Here is an 18,337-nt window from a genome sequence, read left to right as displayed (position 1 = left end):
ATTAGGCTACAGGGCTCAAGGCCACGCCGCGCGCATCAAAGATATGCGCATTTTGGGGCTGCACGCGCAAGCCCAGCCGCTCTCCGCTTCGCACCGGCACATTGCCGTGCTTACGGACCATAAGCGGTCCTACCCCGTCAACTTTGGCATAGATATTGGTGTCAGAGCCCAACCGCTCCACCACATCAGCAACAGCGGTCAGATGCCCCTCACCCGGCTCCACCACATCCAGATGTTCTGGCCGGATGCCCAACTCAACCGCCGCAGCCGTGTCGTGCATATGATCCAGCGTCAGCATCATTCCGTTTGCCGCCATCACGCCAGAGGCAGCACCGGACACCGGCAGAATGTTCATTGTGGGGGAGCCGATGAACTGCGCGACAAATTTGTTGGCAGGGCGTTCATAGAGCTCAAGTGGCGAGCCGACCTGCTGAATATCGCCGCCGTTCAACACTACGATGCGATCGGCGAGCGTCAGCGCCTCCACCTGATCGTGGGTCACATAGATCATGGTGGCGCCCAGTTGCTTGTGTAGCCGGGCAATCTCTAGCCGCATCTCAACACGCAGTGCAGCGTCCAGATTGGACAGCGGCTCATCAAACAGAAACGCGCGGGGATCCCGGATAATGGCACGGCCCATGGCGACGCGCTGACGCTGGCCGCCCGATAGCGCCTTTGGCAGGCGGTCAACCAAGGACGAAAGCCCCAGAGTCTCCGCCGCCCTGGCAACACGGGAGCGACGCGTCTCCGCGGGATCTTTGCGGATCTCCATTGAGAACCCCATGTTTCGCGCCACATCCATATGCGGGTAGAGCGCATAAGATTGAAACACCATCGCAATATCGCGGTCGCGCGGACGGACATCATTCATCCGCTCACCATCGATCTCAAAATCACCCGATGTGATCGGCTCAAGCCCGGCAATCATGCGCAGCAGCGTAGATTTTCCGCAGCCCGATGGCCCCACAAGAACGATGAATTCACCGTCCTGAATATCAAGATTGATATCGCGCAGCACCTCCACGGCGCCATAGCGTTTCGCCACATCTCTGAGTTCGATCCGTGCCATGATCCGGCCCCCTATCCCTTGACCGCGCCGGACGTGAGGCCCTGCACGAGGTAGCGTTGTATGAAAATGAAAAACAGACAGCTCGGCACCAGCGCCAGAACCCCAGCCGCCATCATCTGCCCCCAGTCGACCGAGAATTTCGACACGAAAGTCAACAGCCCAACCGGGAAGGTCATCGCGTCATTCTTCGAGATCAGCATCAGCGCGAACAGCAGCTCAGACCACGCGGCGGTGAAGACAAATCCAAGTGTCGCTCCCAACCCCGGCAGGGTCAGCGGGAACACAACCGTGCGCAACGCCTGAAACCGCGAGCACCCATCCATCATCGCAGCTTCTTCCAGATCCTTCGGGATCCCGTCAAAGAAGGATTGCATAAGGAAGGTGGCGAAAGGGATGTTGAAGGCGGTGTAGACCACGATCAGCGAGGTGAGCGAGTTCAGCAGTCCGAGGTCGGCCACGATTTTGTAGATCGGTGCAATGATCATCAACAGCGGAAACATCTGGGTGATCAGCATCACCGCGATGATGATCCGCTTGCCTGCGAAGACAAACCGCGAAAAGGCATAGCCTGCCCCAGCGGCAATCAGCGTGGTAAAGAACGCGGTCCCCAGCGATACTGTAAGCGAATTCCAGAAATAAGCAAGGAACTCCGTCTCAAACAACACCGTGGCGAAATTCTCGAACGTCACAGCTGAAGGCAGCATCCGCGTGCCCTCGGAGAAAATCAGCGCATCCGGTGTGATTGCGATTTTCATCAGCCAGTAAAGCGGAAACAGCGCAAAGCACAGGTAGAAAGCGATGGCCGCATATTTCCCGAACGCCAGTGCCGGATGGCGACTGTTTGAGCGTACGACAGAACTCATTGGAAAACCTCAGATCTTGACCAGCCGCTTGCGCATCCAAAGCAGGATGACAGCATAGGCCAGCAGGATGATCAGCAGCGCCACCGCAATGGTCGAGGCATAGCCAAAGTCCAATTTGCGGAACGCAGTGGTGAAAATATAGGTGGATAGGATCTGCGTCGAATTTGCCGGTCCACCACCCGTCATTACGAAAATCAGATCCGCGAAATTGGCAATCCAGATGGTGCGCAGCATCACTGTGATGGCAATCATCGGCGCCAGAAACGGCAGCGTGATCTTGGTGAAACTCTGCCAAGGCGTCGCGCCATCAATCTCTGCCGCTTCGTATAACTCGCCGGGAATGGATTGCAGCGCCGCCAGCAGCGTGATCGCAAAGAACGGTACCCCGAACCAAATATTGGCCGTGATCGGTCCCCAAATCGCCAGATCAGGATCACCCAGGATATTATAGGGCTCAGACAGCACCCCAAGGGCGGCCAACCAATGCGGGATCGGTCCGATCACCGGGTTAAACAGCCAGGCCCAGGTCAAAGCAGACAGGAACGTGGGCACCGCCCAGGGCAAAAACACCAGTGCCTGAAACAACTTCTTACCGAAGAACTGTGTATTCAGCAGCATGGCCAGGCCGAGCCCGAGGAAAAACTGAAAGAATATCGACCAGAAGGTCCAGAAGACAGTGTTCTCCAGCGCTATCCAGAATTTGCGGTCGCTCCACAGCTTCTCATAGTTTTCCAAGCCGACCCAACCAGTAGCAAAGGGGTTGAGCAACTCAATAGACTGAAAGGAATAGGAGATTCCGATAGCCAGCGGCATCAGCATAACGCTTCCGATCAACAGGATCATCGGCGACAGGTAGAGAAACGGCTCTACCATATACTGCCAGTAGAGCGAGCGTCGTGCCCCGGTTCCCCCGGGCACGACGGTTGTTTTTGCGCGCGCAGTCACTGCTTTGCCTGCCATTTGGCGTGTTCATCGGTCAGGAATTCTGCCCATTCATCCGCCAGATCCTGAGCGCTGCGCTGCCCGAGCAGTGCTTCCTGGCTGGTTTCCAGAACCACCGTGCTGGCAAAATAACCCCATTTCTCCAGATAGGTCGGCATGGTTGTGGGCTCATACTGTTCGCCATTCAGCTCCTTGAACCAGCCTTCAAATTGCTCTGTCTGGAAATAGGGATCCTGATCAGCTCCCTTGTGAACCGGGATCACACCAACGCGTTTCGCCCAGGTGCCATTGGCCTCCGGCGCAGACAAGGCCGCCACCAGATCAAAGGCCTCGTCCTCATGCGCGGTTGCCTTGAAGATTGACCACCCGGCAAAACCGATGGTCGGGAACGCCTTTCCCGAAGGTCCGACAGGCATCGGGATCACCGCAAAATCCTCCGCAGGCATCCGTTCCGAAATCGCGATCAGAGCATCCGGGTCCTGATCGAGGAACGCACAGGTGCCAGAATAAAAGCCTGCCACGATCTCGTTAAAGCCCCAGCTGACCGCATCCTTCGGTGCGTAACCGTTCTGATAGAGGTCAAGCATGAACTGGATGCCCTCGACCGAGCCAGGTTCGTTCATTCGGCTTTTGCCATCATCCGTGAAGAAGTCGTTGGTGCCGTTCATGGCAGCCGCCATCATCACCCAGCCATTGGTGCCACCGGGACCACCTCGCAGGCAGTAGCCTGATTTGCCCTCCAACTCGGACACCGCTGCCGACGCGGCCATGAAGTCTGCCATGGTTTCCGGCGGCTCAACACCGGCTTCGGCCAGCAGATTCTTGTTGTAGAACATCGCCCGAAGATAGAACCCGTATGGGATCATATAGAGATCCCCGGCCTGACTGCCCATGGCAACTGTCTTCTCTGTGAGGGTGGCGCCATGCTCCCAGTCAGCGACGTGATCAGTCAGACTGGCCAACTGGCCGGACCCCGCATAAAGCGCCTGCCATGTATCGGGCATTTCAACCACATCCGGGATATCGCCACCGGCGACCATTGTGGCCAGCTTCTCAAACGCCTGTCCCCACGGCAGGCTGATAATCTCAACCGTCACATCCGGGTTCGCGGCCTCATAGCCGTCCACGATGCCCTGCAAAACCTTGGTGCGCTCCGGGCTGGTGATCACTTCGACCAGCTTTAGCGTTGTTTCCGCATAGGCGGCGCTTCCCATCAGCATCGCTGCGGTGGTAATCCCTGTCAGAAATTTTCTCATCTTGTCCTTCCCCTTGTCGTGTGACGGTGCACACGGCCCTGTCAGACCGTGCTGGTCGCGAGGGCAGATGTGATATCCGCCCACAGGTCCTCGGCCTCCTCCAGCCCGAGGTTCAGCCGAACGAGGTTCGGCGAAACTCCAAAACGCTGCATCGAATTTTCTTCGCCGATCTGTGCAAGCCCGACACGGGCTGGCAGGATCAGGCTCTCAAATCCGCCCCAGCTGACGCCCAACCGAAAATGGCGAAGCGCATTGGAAAACGCAGGAATATCCACGCTATCGTCAAATTCGACCGCCATAAGTCCAGAACGTCCGGTCAGCCCTGGAACCGCGTTTGGCCCCGGAGAATGCACCCGGCGCACCTGTGGCGATGCCGACAGGCGATCAACAAACAGCGTCGCCGTGGCCTGATGCTGACGCATCCGGGCAGAGAGGGTCCGCAGGCCGCGTGTCAGCAGAAACGCCTCAAACGGCGCCAGTTTGGCGCCCAGGAGCGGCAGTGTCAGATCACGGATCCGGTCAATATATTGCTGCGCCGCAACCACCACGCCGGCCACTGTATCGGAATGGCCGGAGATGTATTTGGACGCAGAATGCAGAACAATATCAACACCCTGTGTCAGCGGTTTTTGAAACACCGGGCTGGCCCAGGAGTTGTCGATCATCGTTATTACGCCGTGCCGTTTGGCATGGGCTGTCACCTTCTTGAGGTTCAGCGGCTGAAACACGACCGAGCTGGGGCTTTCGAGATAGGCGAGCCGAACCCCGCTCAATAACTCCGGCTCTTCTTCCAGCTGATGTGGTGCGTAATAGTCGATCTCCACCCCAAATGGCCGCAGCATACGCTCCATGAACCGATAACTGTCAGGGTAGACATGCTCAACGCAGGCGATCCGGTCCCCAGGTTTGACAAAGGCCATCAGCGTCGACGAAATTGCCGCCATCCCGGAGGCAAAGCCAACCGCCGCCTCGCCTTGCTCTGCCTTGGCCATCAGCGCTTCAAATGCGGCAACTGTCGGGTTCTGCACGCGCGTGTAGATCGCCGCGTTACTGCGCCCAGCCATCCGGTCCTCAAACGCCTCATAGCTGTCAAAGCTGAACAGCGACGTCTGCACAATCGGTGGCGTGATCGAACCGCTCCCGTCGTCCATGACCGCCGCCATCAGTGTCGCCAGATCCTGACCCTCAGTCATTGCGCCCCTCCATCATCGACTGCATCGACTCGCGGATCTCCGCCTCGACCATATCCAGAATGCGTTCCATAACCGCCACCGCAGCGCTCTCGTCACCGGCCACCACGGCTTCGGCAAGCGGCAGATGCAACGGGATCGACGCCTCGCCCAGATGCGGCTTGCCAAACGGCGCCTCATATACCTCGTTAAAGCCATGTTGGATCTGCTGGATCAGCTGACCGAACAGCGGGTTACCAGAGGCTTCCTGCAACGCTTCGTGAAAACGGTAGTCCGCCGCGCGCCAGTCCTGCCCGGCGCCATGGATCGCAATCAACTCACCCACGCGCCCCATAATGATACGGCCGCTCTGCGGCGTGACATTGCGCGTCGCCAGGCGCACGGTTTCGATCTCAAGCGGGCGACGCACGGCATGGGTTCGCAGCAGGCTCTCGGCCTCCAGCTTGAGCGTTACGGGCAAGTGAATGGCGTTGGAAACCACCTCGGTAGCGAGCCGCGTACCGGCCTTTTTGTTGCGGGTCACGATGCCCATGTTCTGCCAGGCGGTCAGCGCCTCACGTACTTTGGCACGACCAATCCCAAGCTGGCGGGCAATGTCGACCTCCGGTGGCAGTCGGTCACCGATGCCAAGCCCTTCCAGCTCAATCATATGCGTCAAAGCTTCCAGAACATCGCGGCTGCTGCTGCGCGCCGGAAGTGGCGCCATGCTGTGGCTGAATTGTTTCGGATCACGCGCTGCCATGCTCTGCCTCTCTTTGGGTCGGCGTTGTGCCGAACCCCGTCTCGGAAAAGCATGTCAGTATTGTCCGACATTATCAATCTTATTGTAGGACAATATATTATGCATTCATATCAGCGTATTGAAGCCATAATGCCCGATCACCCATCGCAAACCTTGCGGTATCACCCACCGCCCCAAGGCCACCGATCAAGAGACGTACGGCGCGATTCGACATAGGTCATCCGCCGCCATCAGCGACCACTGTCCTGCCCAGGAGGCGGCAGAAACCCATCGGTTCATGCGTTGATCCTTGTGGGGCGGTCACCCGGCCGGGGCCCATATTAGGGCGCGGCTGCCTACAGCGACCGGCAACACCGACCGACGACCTCAAACAGCACATTAACATAAGGCACCAGGACCCGCTTATCCTGTGCTGCGCAGGGAACGTTCCTTATCCCGGTCCGACGTCTTGTCAGGCGCCCCATCGGGCGCGGCGACCGCATCCGCCTGCCCCTCGCGGGCGCTATGCCAGCGCAGCAAATCCTCGAACGCCATCGGGCGGCCAATCACATAGCCCTGCAGCACATCCGCGCCCAGGGCAGTGAGGACCCTTGCCTCCTCCCATGTCTCAACCCCCTCAACCACAGTCTCTGCGCCGACGCTCGCCGCCATTTCTATCAGCCCGCGCATCAGGTCCTGACGTGCCGGTTTGCGATCAATTTCACTGGCGAAAACCCTGTCAATCTTGAGCCGATCAGGCTGTAAGGCTAAAACACCCGCAATACTGGCATGACCGGTGCCAAAATCATCGATTTCAATGCTGATGCCCAGATCCTTGAGCATGGCGATCTTCTGAGCGTAATCATCGCTGATCGTATCCAGAAACACGGTCTCCAGCAGTTCAAAGGACAGCGCACCCCGTGGAATATCATCTCGGCTCTGCAATTCCGCCACCAGTTGCGGGTCGGCCAGACGGGCCGCAGAGACATTCACCGAAATGCCCGGCAACTCAATGCCCCGACGATGCAGCTCCCAATAGCCCTGCAAAGCCAGATCAAGAATCGCCAGATCCAGATCTGCGCTGCAATTCATCTCCTCGGCGATGGGCAGGAATACATCCGGCGTCAGCAGACCACGATGGGGGTGCTGCCAGCGCGCCAGCACCTCGCAGCCGATAAGGCGACCGGTTTTTGCGTCAATCTGCGGCTGGAACAGCGCGGTGATCTCATTGCGCTCCAAAGCCTCTCGGAAATCGCGGATCAGGTTCATCTTGTCGCTATGGGCCTGCCCGATCGCATCGTTATAGGCCACCACACGGTCTGACCCTGATGACTTTGCCTCATATAGCGCAAGATCCGCGCGCCTTAGCGTGGATTTCAAAGGCTCCCCCGGTTCCATGACAGCAAACCCGACCGACACGCCGAACCGAAGACGGACCTGCTGATAATAAAACGGCTCTAACAGGGTGAAGGCAATGTCCTGACATAGCTCCTCGGCTTCCGAGCCCGCGTCAGAGACCTGAACAAAGGCGGTGAATTCATCTCCCCCAATGCGAAAGGCAAAATCTCGCCCATCCCGCATCCGGCCCGACAACCGCCGGGCCACGACCTGAAGCACCGCATCCCCTGCTGCGTGGCCGTAGGTGTCATTGACCTCTTTGAAGCGGTCTAGATCTAGCGCGATTACAAGCGTCACCTCCCCCGGAGCCTGAACCGGAGCGGCAAGGAAATCTTCTAGGTATTTGCGGTTGCCAATCCCGGTCAGTTTGTCATGGCGCGCTGCCCAGGCACTCTCCTTCTGGGCCTCGCACATGGCATCAAAGGCGTCTTCGGCAATGGCCCGCATATCGCGTTCGCGCCGCAAGGCATCAATTCGCTCGGCGATTTCGGTCTCCACACGATCCAGCACGCGGTTGTAGCGATACGCCAGAGCACCAAGCTGGGTCGATGGCTCGACCCGCACGCGTTGGCTGAATCGGCCTGATCTTTGATGCCGTTTCATATCCTCCAGCAGTTCCAAAAGCGCGTTGCGCTGATTGTTTTCCACGAGGTTCAGCCCGCGCACCTCGTCCCGCGGCTTAGCGCGCAACAAACCGCAGCGGTTCAGCACCCAGAGGAGCGGTGCCATTATGGCCATTACCCAGGCCCCGACCACTCCAACACCAAGAATCTGAATCCCCAGCTGACCAAGACGACTGCCCGCCGGGAGCGCCTCATAGGGGACCGCAACCGCCACCGCCAGTGTTCCGACAACTCCCGCAGCCAGGTGAACCGGGACAGCACCCACGACATCGTCAATTTTAAGCGCGTCCAATACGTCGCGAACAAACATCACCGTCAACGCTCCCGCGATCCCAATCACGAATGCCACCGGTCCGGTGACCAGATGGATTGCCGCGGTCCCGGCCACCAGCCCACCCAAAATACCGTTGATCAACAGCTCTGCGCGGATATGGCCGTTCAACAGCAGGCCCACTGTGATACAGGTCACCCCGGCGCCCGCTGCGGACAGCATGGTTCGCGCTACAATCGGCGCCACATCCGCGTTGGACACCATCGCAGTGCCACCATTAAACGCGCCCCAGCCAATCCACAGCAGCATGCCCCCCAGCGCCATCAATGAAATCGAATTTTCTTCAAAGAACCGGTTCTTATGCCCATAGCGGCCAAGCCGGGGGCCGAGGAAAAGCACCGCAATCAACGCGGTCCATCCACCGACGCTATGCACCACCGTCGCTCCGGCAAAATCAATGAACCCAATCTGACGAAGCCATCCTTGCGGATTCCACACCCAATGCCCAGCCAGCGGGTAAACCAACCCCGCCAAGGTCAGGGAGGTGGCGATATACCCCAGAAACCGCTCCCGTTCTGCCACAGCCCCGGAGACGATGGTCGCCGCCGTTGCCGCGAAGGCTGTCTGGAACAGAAACATTGCAGAGACATGAGTTTCCAACCCGCCCTCGTGGTCGACGTTGGCGACCTGTGCGTGATCAGGTACATGTCCTGCGGTTCCCGTTATTACATTGGAGAGGTTCGGAAAAAAGCCATCAACACCAACCAGTCCGCCCAAGCTATTGCCAAACATAAGGCCAAATCCGCCGATCCAGAACACAGTCCCAACGAGACAAATATCGGCGAGGTTTTTCAACGCAACGTTGGCGGCATTCTTCTCGCGTACAGTGCCGGATTCCAGACACAGGAACCCACATTGCAGGATCAGCACCAATAGCGCCATAATGACCGTCCAGGCGGTGTCGAATTCGGCCATCAAAGCCCCTCCGGATATCGCCATAACCATATTGGCTGCGGCAAATTCTCCCAAAGGTAGCAATTCGATCCCAAGAAACCGTTGCACCACCACAAAGCCTGCGTGAAATATCTGTAGGGTTTTGAGCTAATTCTCCCGTAATACCAACCGTGGCGCCGCCGCTTGCGTCTGCTCTGATTTCCGATCAACCTGCCGTAAAATCTCCGATTGCGATTTGCCCCCAAGGGATCTCAAGTGTCCGAAACCCGTTCTAATCTCGTCCGCCGACCACGTCAGCTGCGCAGCCCGTGGCGTGCAGTATCGGCGATGTTTGTGCTGAACGGCGCGCTCTTCGGCATCTGGGCCTCGCGCATCCCTGCGGTGTCGGAGATCCACGGGCTAACGCCCGGCGGGCTGGGCCTGCTGTTGCTGCTGATGGCAGCCGGGGCCATCCTGTCATTTCCGCTGGCCGGACGTGCGGCTGACCGGACCGGCGCGGCCCGTGTCACCCGTCGGGTGGCGCTGGCCTATGTTCTGGGGCTGGTGTTGCTGGCGCTGGCCCCCACTCTGCCACTGCTGGCGGCTGCGCTGTTTGTCTTTGGCGCGGCCCATGGCAGCATGGATGTCGCCATGAACGCCTGGGCCAGCGAAGTCGAGGCCCGCGCCGGGCGGCCAATGATGTCCTCTTTTCATGCGATGTTTAGCCTTGGCGCCGGTCTCGGGGCGCTCTCCGGATATGGTGCGGCTTCCATCGGCGCGGATATCCCACTGCACTTCCTTGTGGCCGGCAGTGTTTCAGCGCTGCTCACGCTTTATATGGCGCAGATCCCCTGGGTGGGGAGCCCCGCCCCAATGGGTGGTGCTGCCAAACCGTCTCTGCTGCCGCGTGGCCCCTTGCTGGTGGTTGGCTTCGTTGCCTTCTGCGGCGCAGTCGGCGAAGGGGCTATGGCTGATTGGAGCGCGATTTTTCTGGTGCTGACCACTGGCGCAACCGAGGCTGATGCGGCACTTGGTTTTGCCGTTTTCTCCGTTGCGATGGTGGCGATGCGGCTGGTTGGCGACCCCGTCGTCGCCCGCATTGGTCCGGTGGCCGCAGGCCGTCTTGCCGGAGCAAGTGCCAGCCTTGGCGCGCTTATTACTGTGGGCTTTGCCAGCTACGGGGCGGCCATGGTCGGGTTTGCCTTGATGGGGATTGGCTATGCGCTGGTCATGCCACTCGCCTTCAGCCGCGCGGCCAGCGATCCGGACCTGCCAGCCGGCGCAGCGATCGCCAGCGTTGCGACATTCGGCTATGGTGGCATCCTGATCGGCCCGCCGATGATCGGCGTTACCGCTGAGCTGTTATCACTGCCTGCAGCCTTCCTGATTCTAGCCGCACTTGCAGTTTTTATTGTTGTCTTCTCGCACATTCTGAAGCGCAACTAATCCACTATCATGAAAGAAAAAAGGGAGGCACAGCGGCCTCCCCTCCAGGTGCACGGATCAGGTGGTTCTTATTACCGCCCGAGGTCTTTGCCTGTGTCCCGATCCGTGGCGGGATGAGCGCACCCATCCCGTGTTCTCGAAGACCGCGATAGCTCCGTCGCGATCGTCAAATCTAAGTCTTCACCAGCCCTAACCAGCGGTTAGCTGCACCCGGAGGTGCCGCCGCAGGTGTTGCATTTCATGCAGGTACCATTGCGCACCAGTGTGTAGTTGCCGCAATCACCGCAGGCCTCGCCCTCATAGCCCTGCATCTTCGCCTTGGTGCGGGCATCCATGCCACCAGAGACCACGGGCGCTGGCGCGGTAGAGGTTTCAGGCACCAGTGATTGCAACGCCGAAACCGGATCGCTGCCATCCGCCAGCATCTCTGTCTGCCCGCCCTGAAGAACCACCAGTTCCTGGGGCAGACGCTTGCGCAGATAGCCGGTGGAGGAAATCTGCTTCAGCACCTCGAGTGAACGGGTGGCGGCTGTCTCACTCAGTTCGGAGACGTTGGAGACACCCTCTTCCTCACCCCGGCCCAGATCGTCGAAGCTGGCGCCTTCCGGCTTCACATGCGCCAGATCGGTGCGATCCAGATAGCTCACCGCCAATTCGCGGAACACATAGTCGAGGATCGAGGTGGCGTTCTTGATCGAGTCATTGCCCTGCACCATGCCCGCAGGCTCAAATTTGGTGAAGGTGAAGGCATCCACGAATTCCTCCAGCGGCACGCCATATTGCAGACCAACCGAGACCGCGATGGCGAAGTTGTTCATCATCGCCCGGAAGCCGGCCCCTTCCTTGTGCATGTCGATGAAGATCTCGCCCAGGTTGCCATCTTCATATTCGCCGGTCCGCAGATAGACCTTATGCCCGCCGACAACCGCCTTCTGGGTATAGCCCTTACGGCGCTGCGGCATCTTGGTGCGATGGGATTTCACAACTTCCTTGATGACCACTTTCTCGACAATTTTCTCGGCCAGGGTGATGGCTTTTTCCTGCTGCGACCCGCTTTCCAGCACCTCTGCCGCTTCATCATCATCCTCAACCAGCGCTGCCGCCAGTGGCTGGCTCAGCTTGGAGCCATCGCGGTAGAGCGCATTGGCCTTCACCCCCAGCGACCAGCTGAGTTCATAGGCCTTCTGACAATCCTCGATGGTCGCATCATTGGGCATGTTGATGGTCTTGGAAATCGCCCCGGAGATGAAGCTCTGGGCCGCAGCCATCATCAGGATATGGCTCTCAACCCCAAGATACCGCTTACCTTTCTTGCCGCAAGGATTGGCGCAATCGAAGATGTGATAATGCTCTTCCTTCAGATGCGGCGCACCTTCCAGCGTCATCGACCCGCAGACATGGTCGTTTGCGGCTTCGATATCGGCCTTGCCAAAGCCAAGATGGCGCAGAAGGTCAAAGGTGGGATCGTTCAGCTTAGTTGCCGGGATGCCCAGAACGCCGGTGCAGAAATCCTCACCCAACGTCCACTGGTTGAAGACGAAGCGGATGTCAAAGGCGCTTTCCAGGGCCGCATCCACCTTGGCCAGCTCCGCCGGGCCAAACCCGTGGCCAGCCAGTGAGGTATGGTTGATGCCCGGCGCGTTGCCGATTGTGCCATGTCCCACCGCATAGGAGACAATTTCCTCGATCTGGGCCGGAGAATATCCGAGGCCTTCCAGGGCTGCCGGCACGGAACGGTTGATGATCTTGAAATAACCGCCGCCGGCCAGCTTCTTGAACTTCACCAGCGCGAAATCAGGCTCGATCCCAGTGGTGTCGCAATCCATCACCAGACCAATGGTGCCGGTGGGAGCCACAACAGTGGCCTGCGCATTGCGGAACCCGTGGCGCTCGCCCAGCTCCAGCGCCTCATCCCAACTGCTCATCGCCAGTTCCGCCAGACGCGGGTCCGGGCAATTCGCACTGTCGAGTGGCACCGGCTTCACGGCCAGACCTTCATAGCCGTCAACCGACCCATGCGCAGCCGCCCGGTGGTTGCGGATCACCCGCAGCATATCGCTGGCGTTCTGCTCATAACGGGCAAACGGGCCAAGTTCCGACGCCATCTCGGCGGAGGTCGCATAAGACACGCCGGTCATGATCGCCGTCAGCGCTCCGCAAAGCGCGCGCCCCTCGGCACTGTCATAGCCAAAGCCCATGTTCATCAACAGGCCGCCAATATTGGCATAGCCCAGGCCCAGCGTACGGAAATCATAAGAACGCTGCGCGATTTCCTTCGATGGGAACTGCGCCATCATGACGGAGATTTCCAGCGTCACGGTCCACAGACGGCACGCGTGCATATAATCTTCGGCCTGGAACGCACCATCCTTGAGGAATGTCAGCAGGTTCAGCGACGCAAGGTTACAGGCGGTGTCGTCCAGGAACATATATTCCGAACACGGGTTTGAGCCGCGAATTTCGCCATCAGACGGGCACGTATGCCATTCGTTGACAGTATCGTGGAACTGGATCCCGGGATCGGCGCAGGCCCAGGCTGCATGGCCCACCTTCTCCCACAGATCGCGGGCCTTCACGGTCTTCGCAACCTTGCCATCGACGCGATTGATCAGCTGCCAGTCGGCGTCTTTCTTCACCGCATGCAGAAAGGCATTGGTGACCCGGATCGAGTTGTTCGAGTTCTGGCCCGAGACCGAGCTATAGGCGTCACTGTCCCAATCGGTGTCATAGGTCGGAAATTCGATCGAGGTGTGGCCCTGCTTGGCATAATCCAGCACGCGTTTGACATATGTCTCCGGGATCGCGACCTTCTTTGCCTCGCGAATGGCCTTCTTGAGCCCGTCGTTTACAGCAGGATCATAGGCGTCGGCTTCGGCACCGTCCCAGCTGCGAATGGCCTCGAACAGGCCGTTCAGCATCTTCTCATGCATCTTGGAGCCGGCGACTATGGACGCCACTTTCTGCTCTTCGATCACCTTCCAGTCGATGAACTGTTCAATATCGGGGTGATCCGCATCGACGATCACCATTTTTGCTGCACGACGCGTGGTGCCGCCGGATTTGATGGCGCCCGCCGCCCGGTCACCAATTTTGAGGAATCCCATCAGGCCAGAGGATTTTCCGCCACCGGACAGGGGCTCCCCCTCGCCGCGCAGATGGCTGAAGTTGGTGCCGGTGCCGGAGCCATATTTGAACAGGCGCGCTTCGCGCACCCAAAGATCCATGATGCCGCCGTCCTGCACCAGATCGTCAGAAACCGACTGAATAAAGCAGGCATGAGGCTGGGGATGTTCGTAGGCGCTGTCCGATTTGGTCAGCTTGCCCGTTTTATAGTCGACATAGTGGTGCCCCTGCGCCGGACCGTCGATTCCGTAGGCCCAGTGCAGACCGGTATTGAACCACTGAGGGCTGTTGGGCGCGGCGCGCTGGGTTGCCAGCATGTAACGCATCTCGTCAAAATAGGCACGCGCGTCTTCTTCGGTGGAGAAATAGCCCCCTTTCCAGCCCCAATAGCACCAGGCACCGGCGAGGCGGTCAAATACCTGCTTGGAAGAGGTCTCACCGCCAAATTCCACATCGCCCCCCGCCGGAGCAGAGCGCCAGAGGAATTCAGGAACGCCCTTTTCACGAATCTTTTTCAGTTTGCTGGGCACGCCCGCCTTACGGAAATATTTCTGCGCGATGACATCGCTGGCAACCTGACTCCAGCCTGCTGGAACCTCAACGCCCTCAAGACGGAAAACGATGGTACCGTCCGGATTGCGGATCTCCGAGGTTGCAGGAACAAACTCAAGATCGGCATATGCGTCCTGCCCAGATTTTGTGAATTTCCGTTCAATCTTCATGCCATCTGCCTCTTTTCTGCAGTCCCACTGTCACAAATCACGCCTTTTTCCCGGCGCATCCCTCGTCGTCGTTCACGACAAAACATCTTGTTGCGCATCTCATAGAAGATGCGAGTCAGGGCCGAAACCCTATTTCAGCTAGCGCTTGATGCTTTGCTTGGCGTGGTGCAGCACCGGGTAAAATCCACCATATTTTGTGCTACATCAGCCGACGTATACAATTTGGCGTATTCCGGCATATGGGGTCAACGCCATTTTTAGGCTTTCCTAACCATCTTTTTCGTTGACGATGGCTTAATGGTCTGAGGTCGATCACGAAGCTGCGATTCAAAGTTGATCACAACATCTGTGCCGGTCGTCGCATGATCGGAGTCTTGATACGAGAAATCCTCTTGAAGAGAGGGGGTTGCCGCGCATCGTGTGATAGGGATGCCGGTAATGACGTTGGATCATAGCAGCGCGACACAACCTGGCCGAGGGTTGAGAAAGTGAAATGCCCGCAGGAAAAATAGTGCGTGCGCCAAGATGATTTTTTTCCACGTGAACAAGAAGCTCGAAATCAATTCGACGCTAAAGCGCAACAGTTGGTTAACTAGTCCTTAACGGGATCGCCACTGAGGCGATTTTGGTGACGATTTGGAAATCAATTCGAATCTCCACAGGGCATAGAAAGGGTGGAATCCTTCCGGCCCCATTCGCCGATGGTTGACGGTTTGGTGCGATGGGTTCTCGTCGCATGTGAAGTCATCTTCTGGATATTCGATGCCAGACTTCAGAGGGTCCACAACGCGAAACGCCGACCGCCTGAAACAGGCAAGTCGGCGTCTACGTTACATCCCTAGGGATGAAATGGTCGGGGCGGCGAGATTCGAACTCACGACCCCCTGTACCCAAAACAGGTGCGCTACCAGACTGCGCCACGCCCCGGACCGTGCGCCTTCCTAGCGTTGCCAATCTGATTTGAAAAGCCCTAACAGGGCCAAATTGCACCTGTCTTTGAAAAAACTTCGTGGCGCAGCTCAGTACCGACAGAAATCCCGTAGCGTGCGGCTAGACCACCGTTGATTTCCAGCACCGCAAAGACGTTGTCGCCACCGGGAATCGGTGTCAAATCACCGGGTATCGCCCGGTGATGGATATGCCGGACCGTTCCGGTCACATCGACAAACAGCATATCCAGCGGGATCAGCGTGTTCTTCATCCAGAAACTGGCCCGCTGCGGTGCCTCGTAGACAAACAGCATACCAGCGCCACGCGCCATATGCGGCCGATGCATCAGCCCCTCGGCACGTTCCTCAATAGAATCAGCGATTTCCACGGTAAATTGGGTCTGCCCCCAAGGTCCACGCAGCGTCACCTGATCGGGCTGGCAGGCGTCCGTCCCACTTTGGGCCGACGCGCTCTCCGCTGCCACAACTGCGGCAACAGACATCATACACACTAGGGAAGCTCTGGCTCCTGCTGTCAATCGGCGCATGACCGGGCCTGACATTCGGATCCAGAGGGGCTGCATCTTCTCAGTCCTGCTTTTCCAGTAGAGCGGCTTCCCAGGCCAGCACCTCAACCGCCATGCGGCCTCGCTTGCCATCGATCACCCGCATTCCCAAGGCCTCCCCTGGCTGCAGCTCCGACAGGCCGGACTGGCGCAGAACCTCGACATGCAGAAACACATCTTCATCGCGCCCAAACACATTGGCAAAGCCAAAGCCCTTGCCCTTATCAAACCACTTCACCCGCGCAGGGACCAATGGCTCAGAATATAGAACATCTGAATCCATCTCGGCAAAATCGCTCAGCACAGGGCTATCGTCGCGTGTCGGAGGCGTGATCGACAGAACTTCCACGGCCTGAACACCGCGTTCGGTGCGATGGGTCACCAGCTCAACTTCGGCCCCGTCCGCGATGGAACTTTGGCCAAAGTTGCGCAGCACGTTCACATGCAGCAGGATATCTGGTCCGCCCTCGTCAGAGACGACAAATCCGAACCCTTTGGTCGGATCGAACCATTTTACCAGCCCGCGTATTTGCTGCAAACTGCTCAAGTCTTCTGCCACTGCCGTAGTCCACCGTATTCTTCAGTTTTTAACCCGTAGGTGATGCTCTATTCTCGGAACGAAGTTCAAGCTAAAAACACCTACCAATATCACAATTCTGCTATTTTTCGCGCGTAACCTAGGGGCACAGCCGATCCACGGTCCAAAGCGCTTCGGGGGTTTCGCGCCGCCAGACAAACCGGTCATGAAGGCGGAAAGCGCCATCCGCCCAGAATTCAATCTCCAGAGGCGTTAGCCGGTAACCGCCCCAGAATGGCGGGCGATCAGGGTTTGATCCTTTGGTTGCAGTCACTTTTGCCACCTCTGCCATGAGGGCCCCACGGCTGGACAGGGGCCGCGACTGCGCCGAGGCCCAGGCCCCCAAACGGCTTTTGAGAGATCGGGACTTATAGTATTCATCTGCCTGCGGTCCGTTCTCACGAGTGATGATCCCACGCGCACGGACCTGACGACGCAGCGATTTCCAATGCATGACAAACGCGGCCTTGCCCGCCCCGTCCAGTTCCTGCGCCTTGGCGCTCTCGTAATTGGTATAAAAGACAAAGGCGCCGTCCTCGATCTCCTTCAGCAAGACCATCCGGCAATTCGGCAGACCATCTGCATCGACCGTGGACAGCGCAATCGCATTGGGATCGTTGATCTCGCTCTCCTCGGCCTCACTCAGCCAATTACGGGCAATGGCAAAGGGATCCTCTCCCGCAAAGATACCGCTGCGATCGGACATGGCGCACCTCATGGTCTGTTTTGTCTGGGTTGGCTGGCGCGCGAATGCGCATGACTGGGGGCAACCTAAGTCGACAACGAGCCCACGACAAGAGACAGCGCTCTTGAAGCGCTCCGCGGGACAGACTAAACGTCGTCTAATTCGAAGATCACAGGCGGAGAACCTGCATGTCTAGTCAACTGATGGCCGGCAAACGTGGCCTCATCATGGGCCTTGCCAATGACAAATCCATCGCGTGGGGCATTGCCAAAGCCTGCGCCGACGCCGGCGCTGAGCTTGCGTTTTCCTACCAGGGCGAGGCCCTGAAAAAACGCGTCGACCCGCTGGCGGCGCAATTGGGCAGCGATATAGTCTTGCCCTGCGATGTGGCCGATGAAGGCTCCGTCGATGCGCTGTTCGCCGCGCTTGAAGAGAAATGGGGCAAACTGGACTTTCTGGTGCACGCCATTGGCTTTTCCGACAAGAACGAATTGCGCGGTCGCTATGTCGACACCAGCCGCAGCAACTTCCAGATGACCATGGATATCTCGGTTTATTCCTTCACCTCGGTGATGCAGCGTGCCGAAAAGATGATGTCCGAAGGTGGCAGCGCCGTGACGTTGACCTACTATGGCGCCGAACAGGTGATGCCACACTATAACGTCATGGGCGTAGCCAAGGCGGCGCTTGAGGCATCGGTCAAATATCTCGCCGAGGATCTGGGCAAGGATGGTATCCGCGTCAACGCAATCTCGGCCGGCCCGATCAAGACGCTGGCAGCCTCCGGTATCGGTGATTTCCGCTACATCATGAAGTGGAATGAGTTCAACTCGCCACTGCGCCGCAACGTGACCATCAATGACGTGGGCAATTCAGCGCTCTATCTGCTGTCGGATCTGTCCTCCGGGGTGACCGGGGAGAACCTGCACGTCGATGCTGGTTATCACGTCGTCGGGATGAAGGCAGTCGACGCCCCCGACATCGACGCGGCAACCGGGCGCAAATAAACACGGGTCCAGCAGA

The 18,337-nt window shown here is 58.4% G+C and carries 13 protein-coding genes and 1 tRNA gene; 2 read left to right on the top strand and 12 right to left on the bottom strand.

The window, feature by feature from the left end; all coding sequences use genetic code 11:
• Nucleotide 1: 1 nt before the first annotated feature.
• The 7 genes from GAL_RS08170 to GAL_RS08140 all read right to left on the bottom strand — a co-directional run bounded on the left by GAL_RS08170 (nucleotide 2) and on the right by GAL_RS08140 (nucleotide 9,308).
• Nucleotides 2-1,069 carry an ABC transporter ATP-binding protein gene (locus tag GAL_RS08170; protein ID WP_024097111.1) on the bottom strand — a complete coding sequence of 356 codons (1,068 nt, stop codon included), beginning with the start codon at nucleotides 1,067-1,069 and terminating at the stop codon, nucleotides 2-4.
• Between the two features lie 11 nt (nucleotides 1,070-1,080).
• Complete coding sequence (locus GAL_RS08165; protein ID WP_024097110.1) at nucleotides 1,081-1,932, bottom strand: carbohydrate ABC transporter permease; 852 nt, start codon at nucleotides 1,930-1,932, stop codon at nucleotides 1,081-1,083.
• 9 nt (nucleotides 1,933-1,941) lie between these two features.
• Nucleotides 1,942-2,892 carry a carbohydrate ABC transporter permease gene (locus GAL_RS08160; protein ID WP_024097109.1) on the bottom strand — a complete coding sequence of 317 codons (951 nt, stop codon included), beginning with the start codon at nucleotides 2,890-2,892 and terminating at the stop codon, nucleotides 1,942-1,944.
• Nucleotides 2,874-4,130, bottom strand: a complete 1,257-nt coding sequence (locus tag GAL_RS08155; RefSeq protein WP_024097108.1) for an ABC transporter substrate-binding protein — start codon at nucleotides 4,128-4,130, stop codon at nucleotides 2,874-2,876. The genes GAL_RS08160 and GAL_RS08155 overlap by 19 nt, the downstream gene beginning before the upstream one ends.
• 41 nt (nucleotides 4,131-4,171) lie before the next feature.
• Nucleotides 4,172-5,323 (bottom strand): aminotransferase class I/II-fold pyridoxal phosphate-dependent enzyme, encoded by a 1,152-nt coding sequence (locus tag GAL_RS08150; protein ID WP_024097107.1) that lies wholly within the window; start codon nucleotides 5,321-5,323, stop codon nucleotides 4,172-4,174.
• A complete protein-coding gene (locus GAL_RS08145; RefSeq protein ID WP_024097106.1) occupies nucleotides 5,316-6,062 on the bottom strand; it encodes a FadR/GntR family transcriptional regulator in 747 nt (248 codons plus the stop codon). Before GAL_RS08145 ends, GAL_RS08150 begins: the two co-directional genes overlap by 8 nt.
• Before the next feature lie 402 nt (nucleotides 6,063-6,464).
• Nucleotides 6,465-9,308 (bottom strand): EAL domain-containing protein, encoded by a 2,844-nt coding sequence (locus tag GAL_RS08140; protein WP_024097105.1) that lies wholly within the window; start codon nucleotides 9,306-9,308, stop codon nucleotides 6,465-6,467.
• Between the two features lie 234 nt (nucleotides 9,309-9,542).
• Between GAL_RS08140 and GAL_RS08135 the strand changes: the two genes are divergently transcribed.
• Complete coding sequence (locus GAL_RS08135; RefSeq protein ID WP_244462740.1) at nucleotides 9,543-10,712, top strand: MFS transporter; 1,170 nt, start codon at nucleotides 9,543-9,545, stop codon at nucleotides 10,710-10,712.
• 200 nt (nucleotides 10,713-10,912) lie between these two features.
• On the opposite strand, the gene GAL_RS08130 is transcribed toward GAL_RS08135, so the two are convergent.
• The 5 genes from GAL_RS08130 to pdxH all read right to left on the bottom strand — a co-directional run bounded on the left by GAL_RS08130 (nucleotide 10,913) and on the right by pdxH (nucleotide 17,335).
• Entirely contained in the window at nucleotides 10,913-14,557 is a 3,645-nt protein-coding gene (locus GAL_RS08130; RefSeq protein ID WP_024097103.1) for a vitamin B12-dependent ribonucleotide reductase, read from the bottom strand.
• 850 nt (nucleotides 14,558-15,407) lie between these two features.
• A tRNA-Pro gene (locus tag GAL_RS08125) sits at nucleotides 15,408-15,484 on the bottom strand.
• 43 nt (nucleotides 15,485-15,527) lie between these two features.
• Nucleotides 15,528-16,070 (bottom strand): DUF192 domain-containing protein, encoded by a 543-nt coding sequence (locus tag GAL_RS08120; RefSeq protein WP_024097102.1) that lies wholly within the window; start codon nucleotides 16,068-16,070, stop codon nucleotides 15,528-15,530.
• A 4-nt stretch (nucleotides 16,071-16,074) separates the two neighbouring features.
• Nucleotides 16,075-16,611: a cold-shock protein gene (locus tag GAL_RS08115; RefSeq protein WP_024097101.1), complete on the bottom strand. Its 537-nt coding sequence runs from the start codon at nucleotides 16,609-16,611 to the stop codon at nucleotides 16,075-16,077.
• 118 nt (nucleotides 16,612-16,729) lie between these two features.
• On the bottom strand, nucleotides 16,730-17,335 hold the full coding sequence (pdxH, locus tag GAL_RS08110; protein ID WP_024097100.1) for a pyridoxamine 5'-phosphate oxidase: 606 nt from the start codon (nucleotides 17,333-17,335) through the stop codon (nucleotides 16,730-16,732).
• 167 nt (nucleotides 17,336-17,502) lie between these two features.
• Between pdxH and fabI the strand changes: the two genes are divergently transcribed.
• Complete coding sequence (fabI, locus tag GAL_RS08105; protein ID WP_024097099.1) at nucleotides 17,503-18,321, top strand: enoyl-ACP reductase FabI; 819 nt, start codon at nucleotides 17,503-17,505, stop codon at nucleotides 18,319-18,321.
• Nucleotides 18,322-18,337: the final 16 nt, after the last annotated feature.

It is taken from the genome of Phaeobacter gallaeciensis DSM 26640 (assembly GCF_000511385.1).
Classification (GTDB): Bacteria; Pseudomonadota; Alphaproteobacteria; order Rhodobacterales; family Rhodobacteraceae; genus Phaeobacter; species Phaeobacter gallaeciensis.
This window is presented reverse-complemented; position numbering and strand designations above follow the sequence as displayed.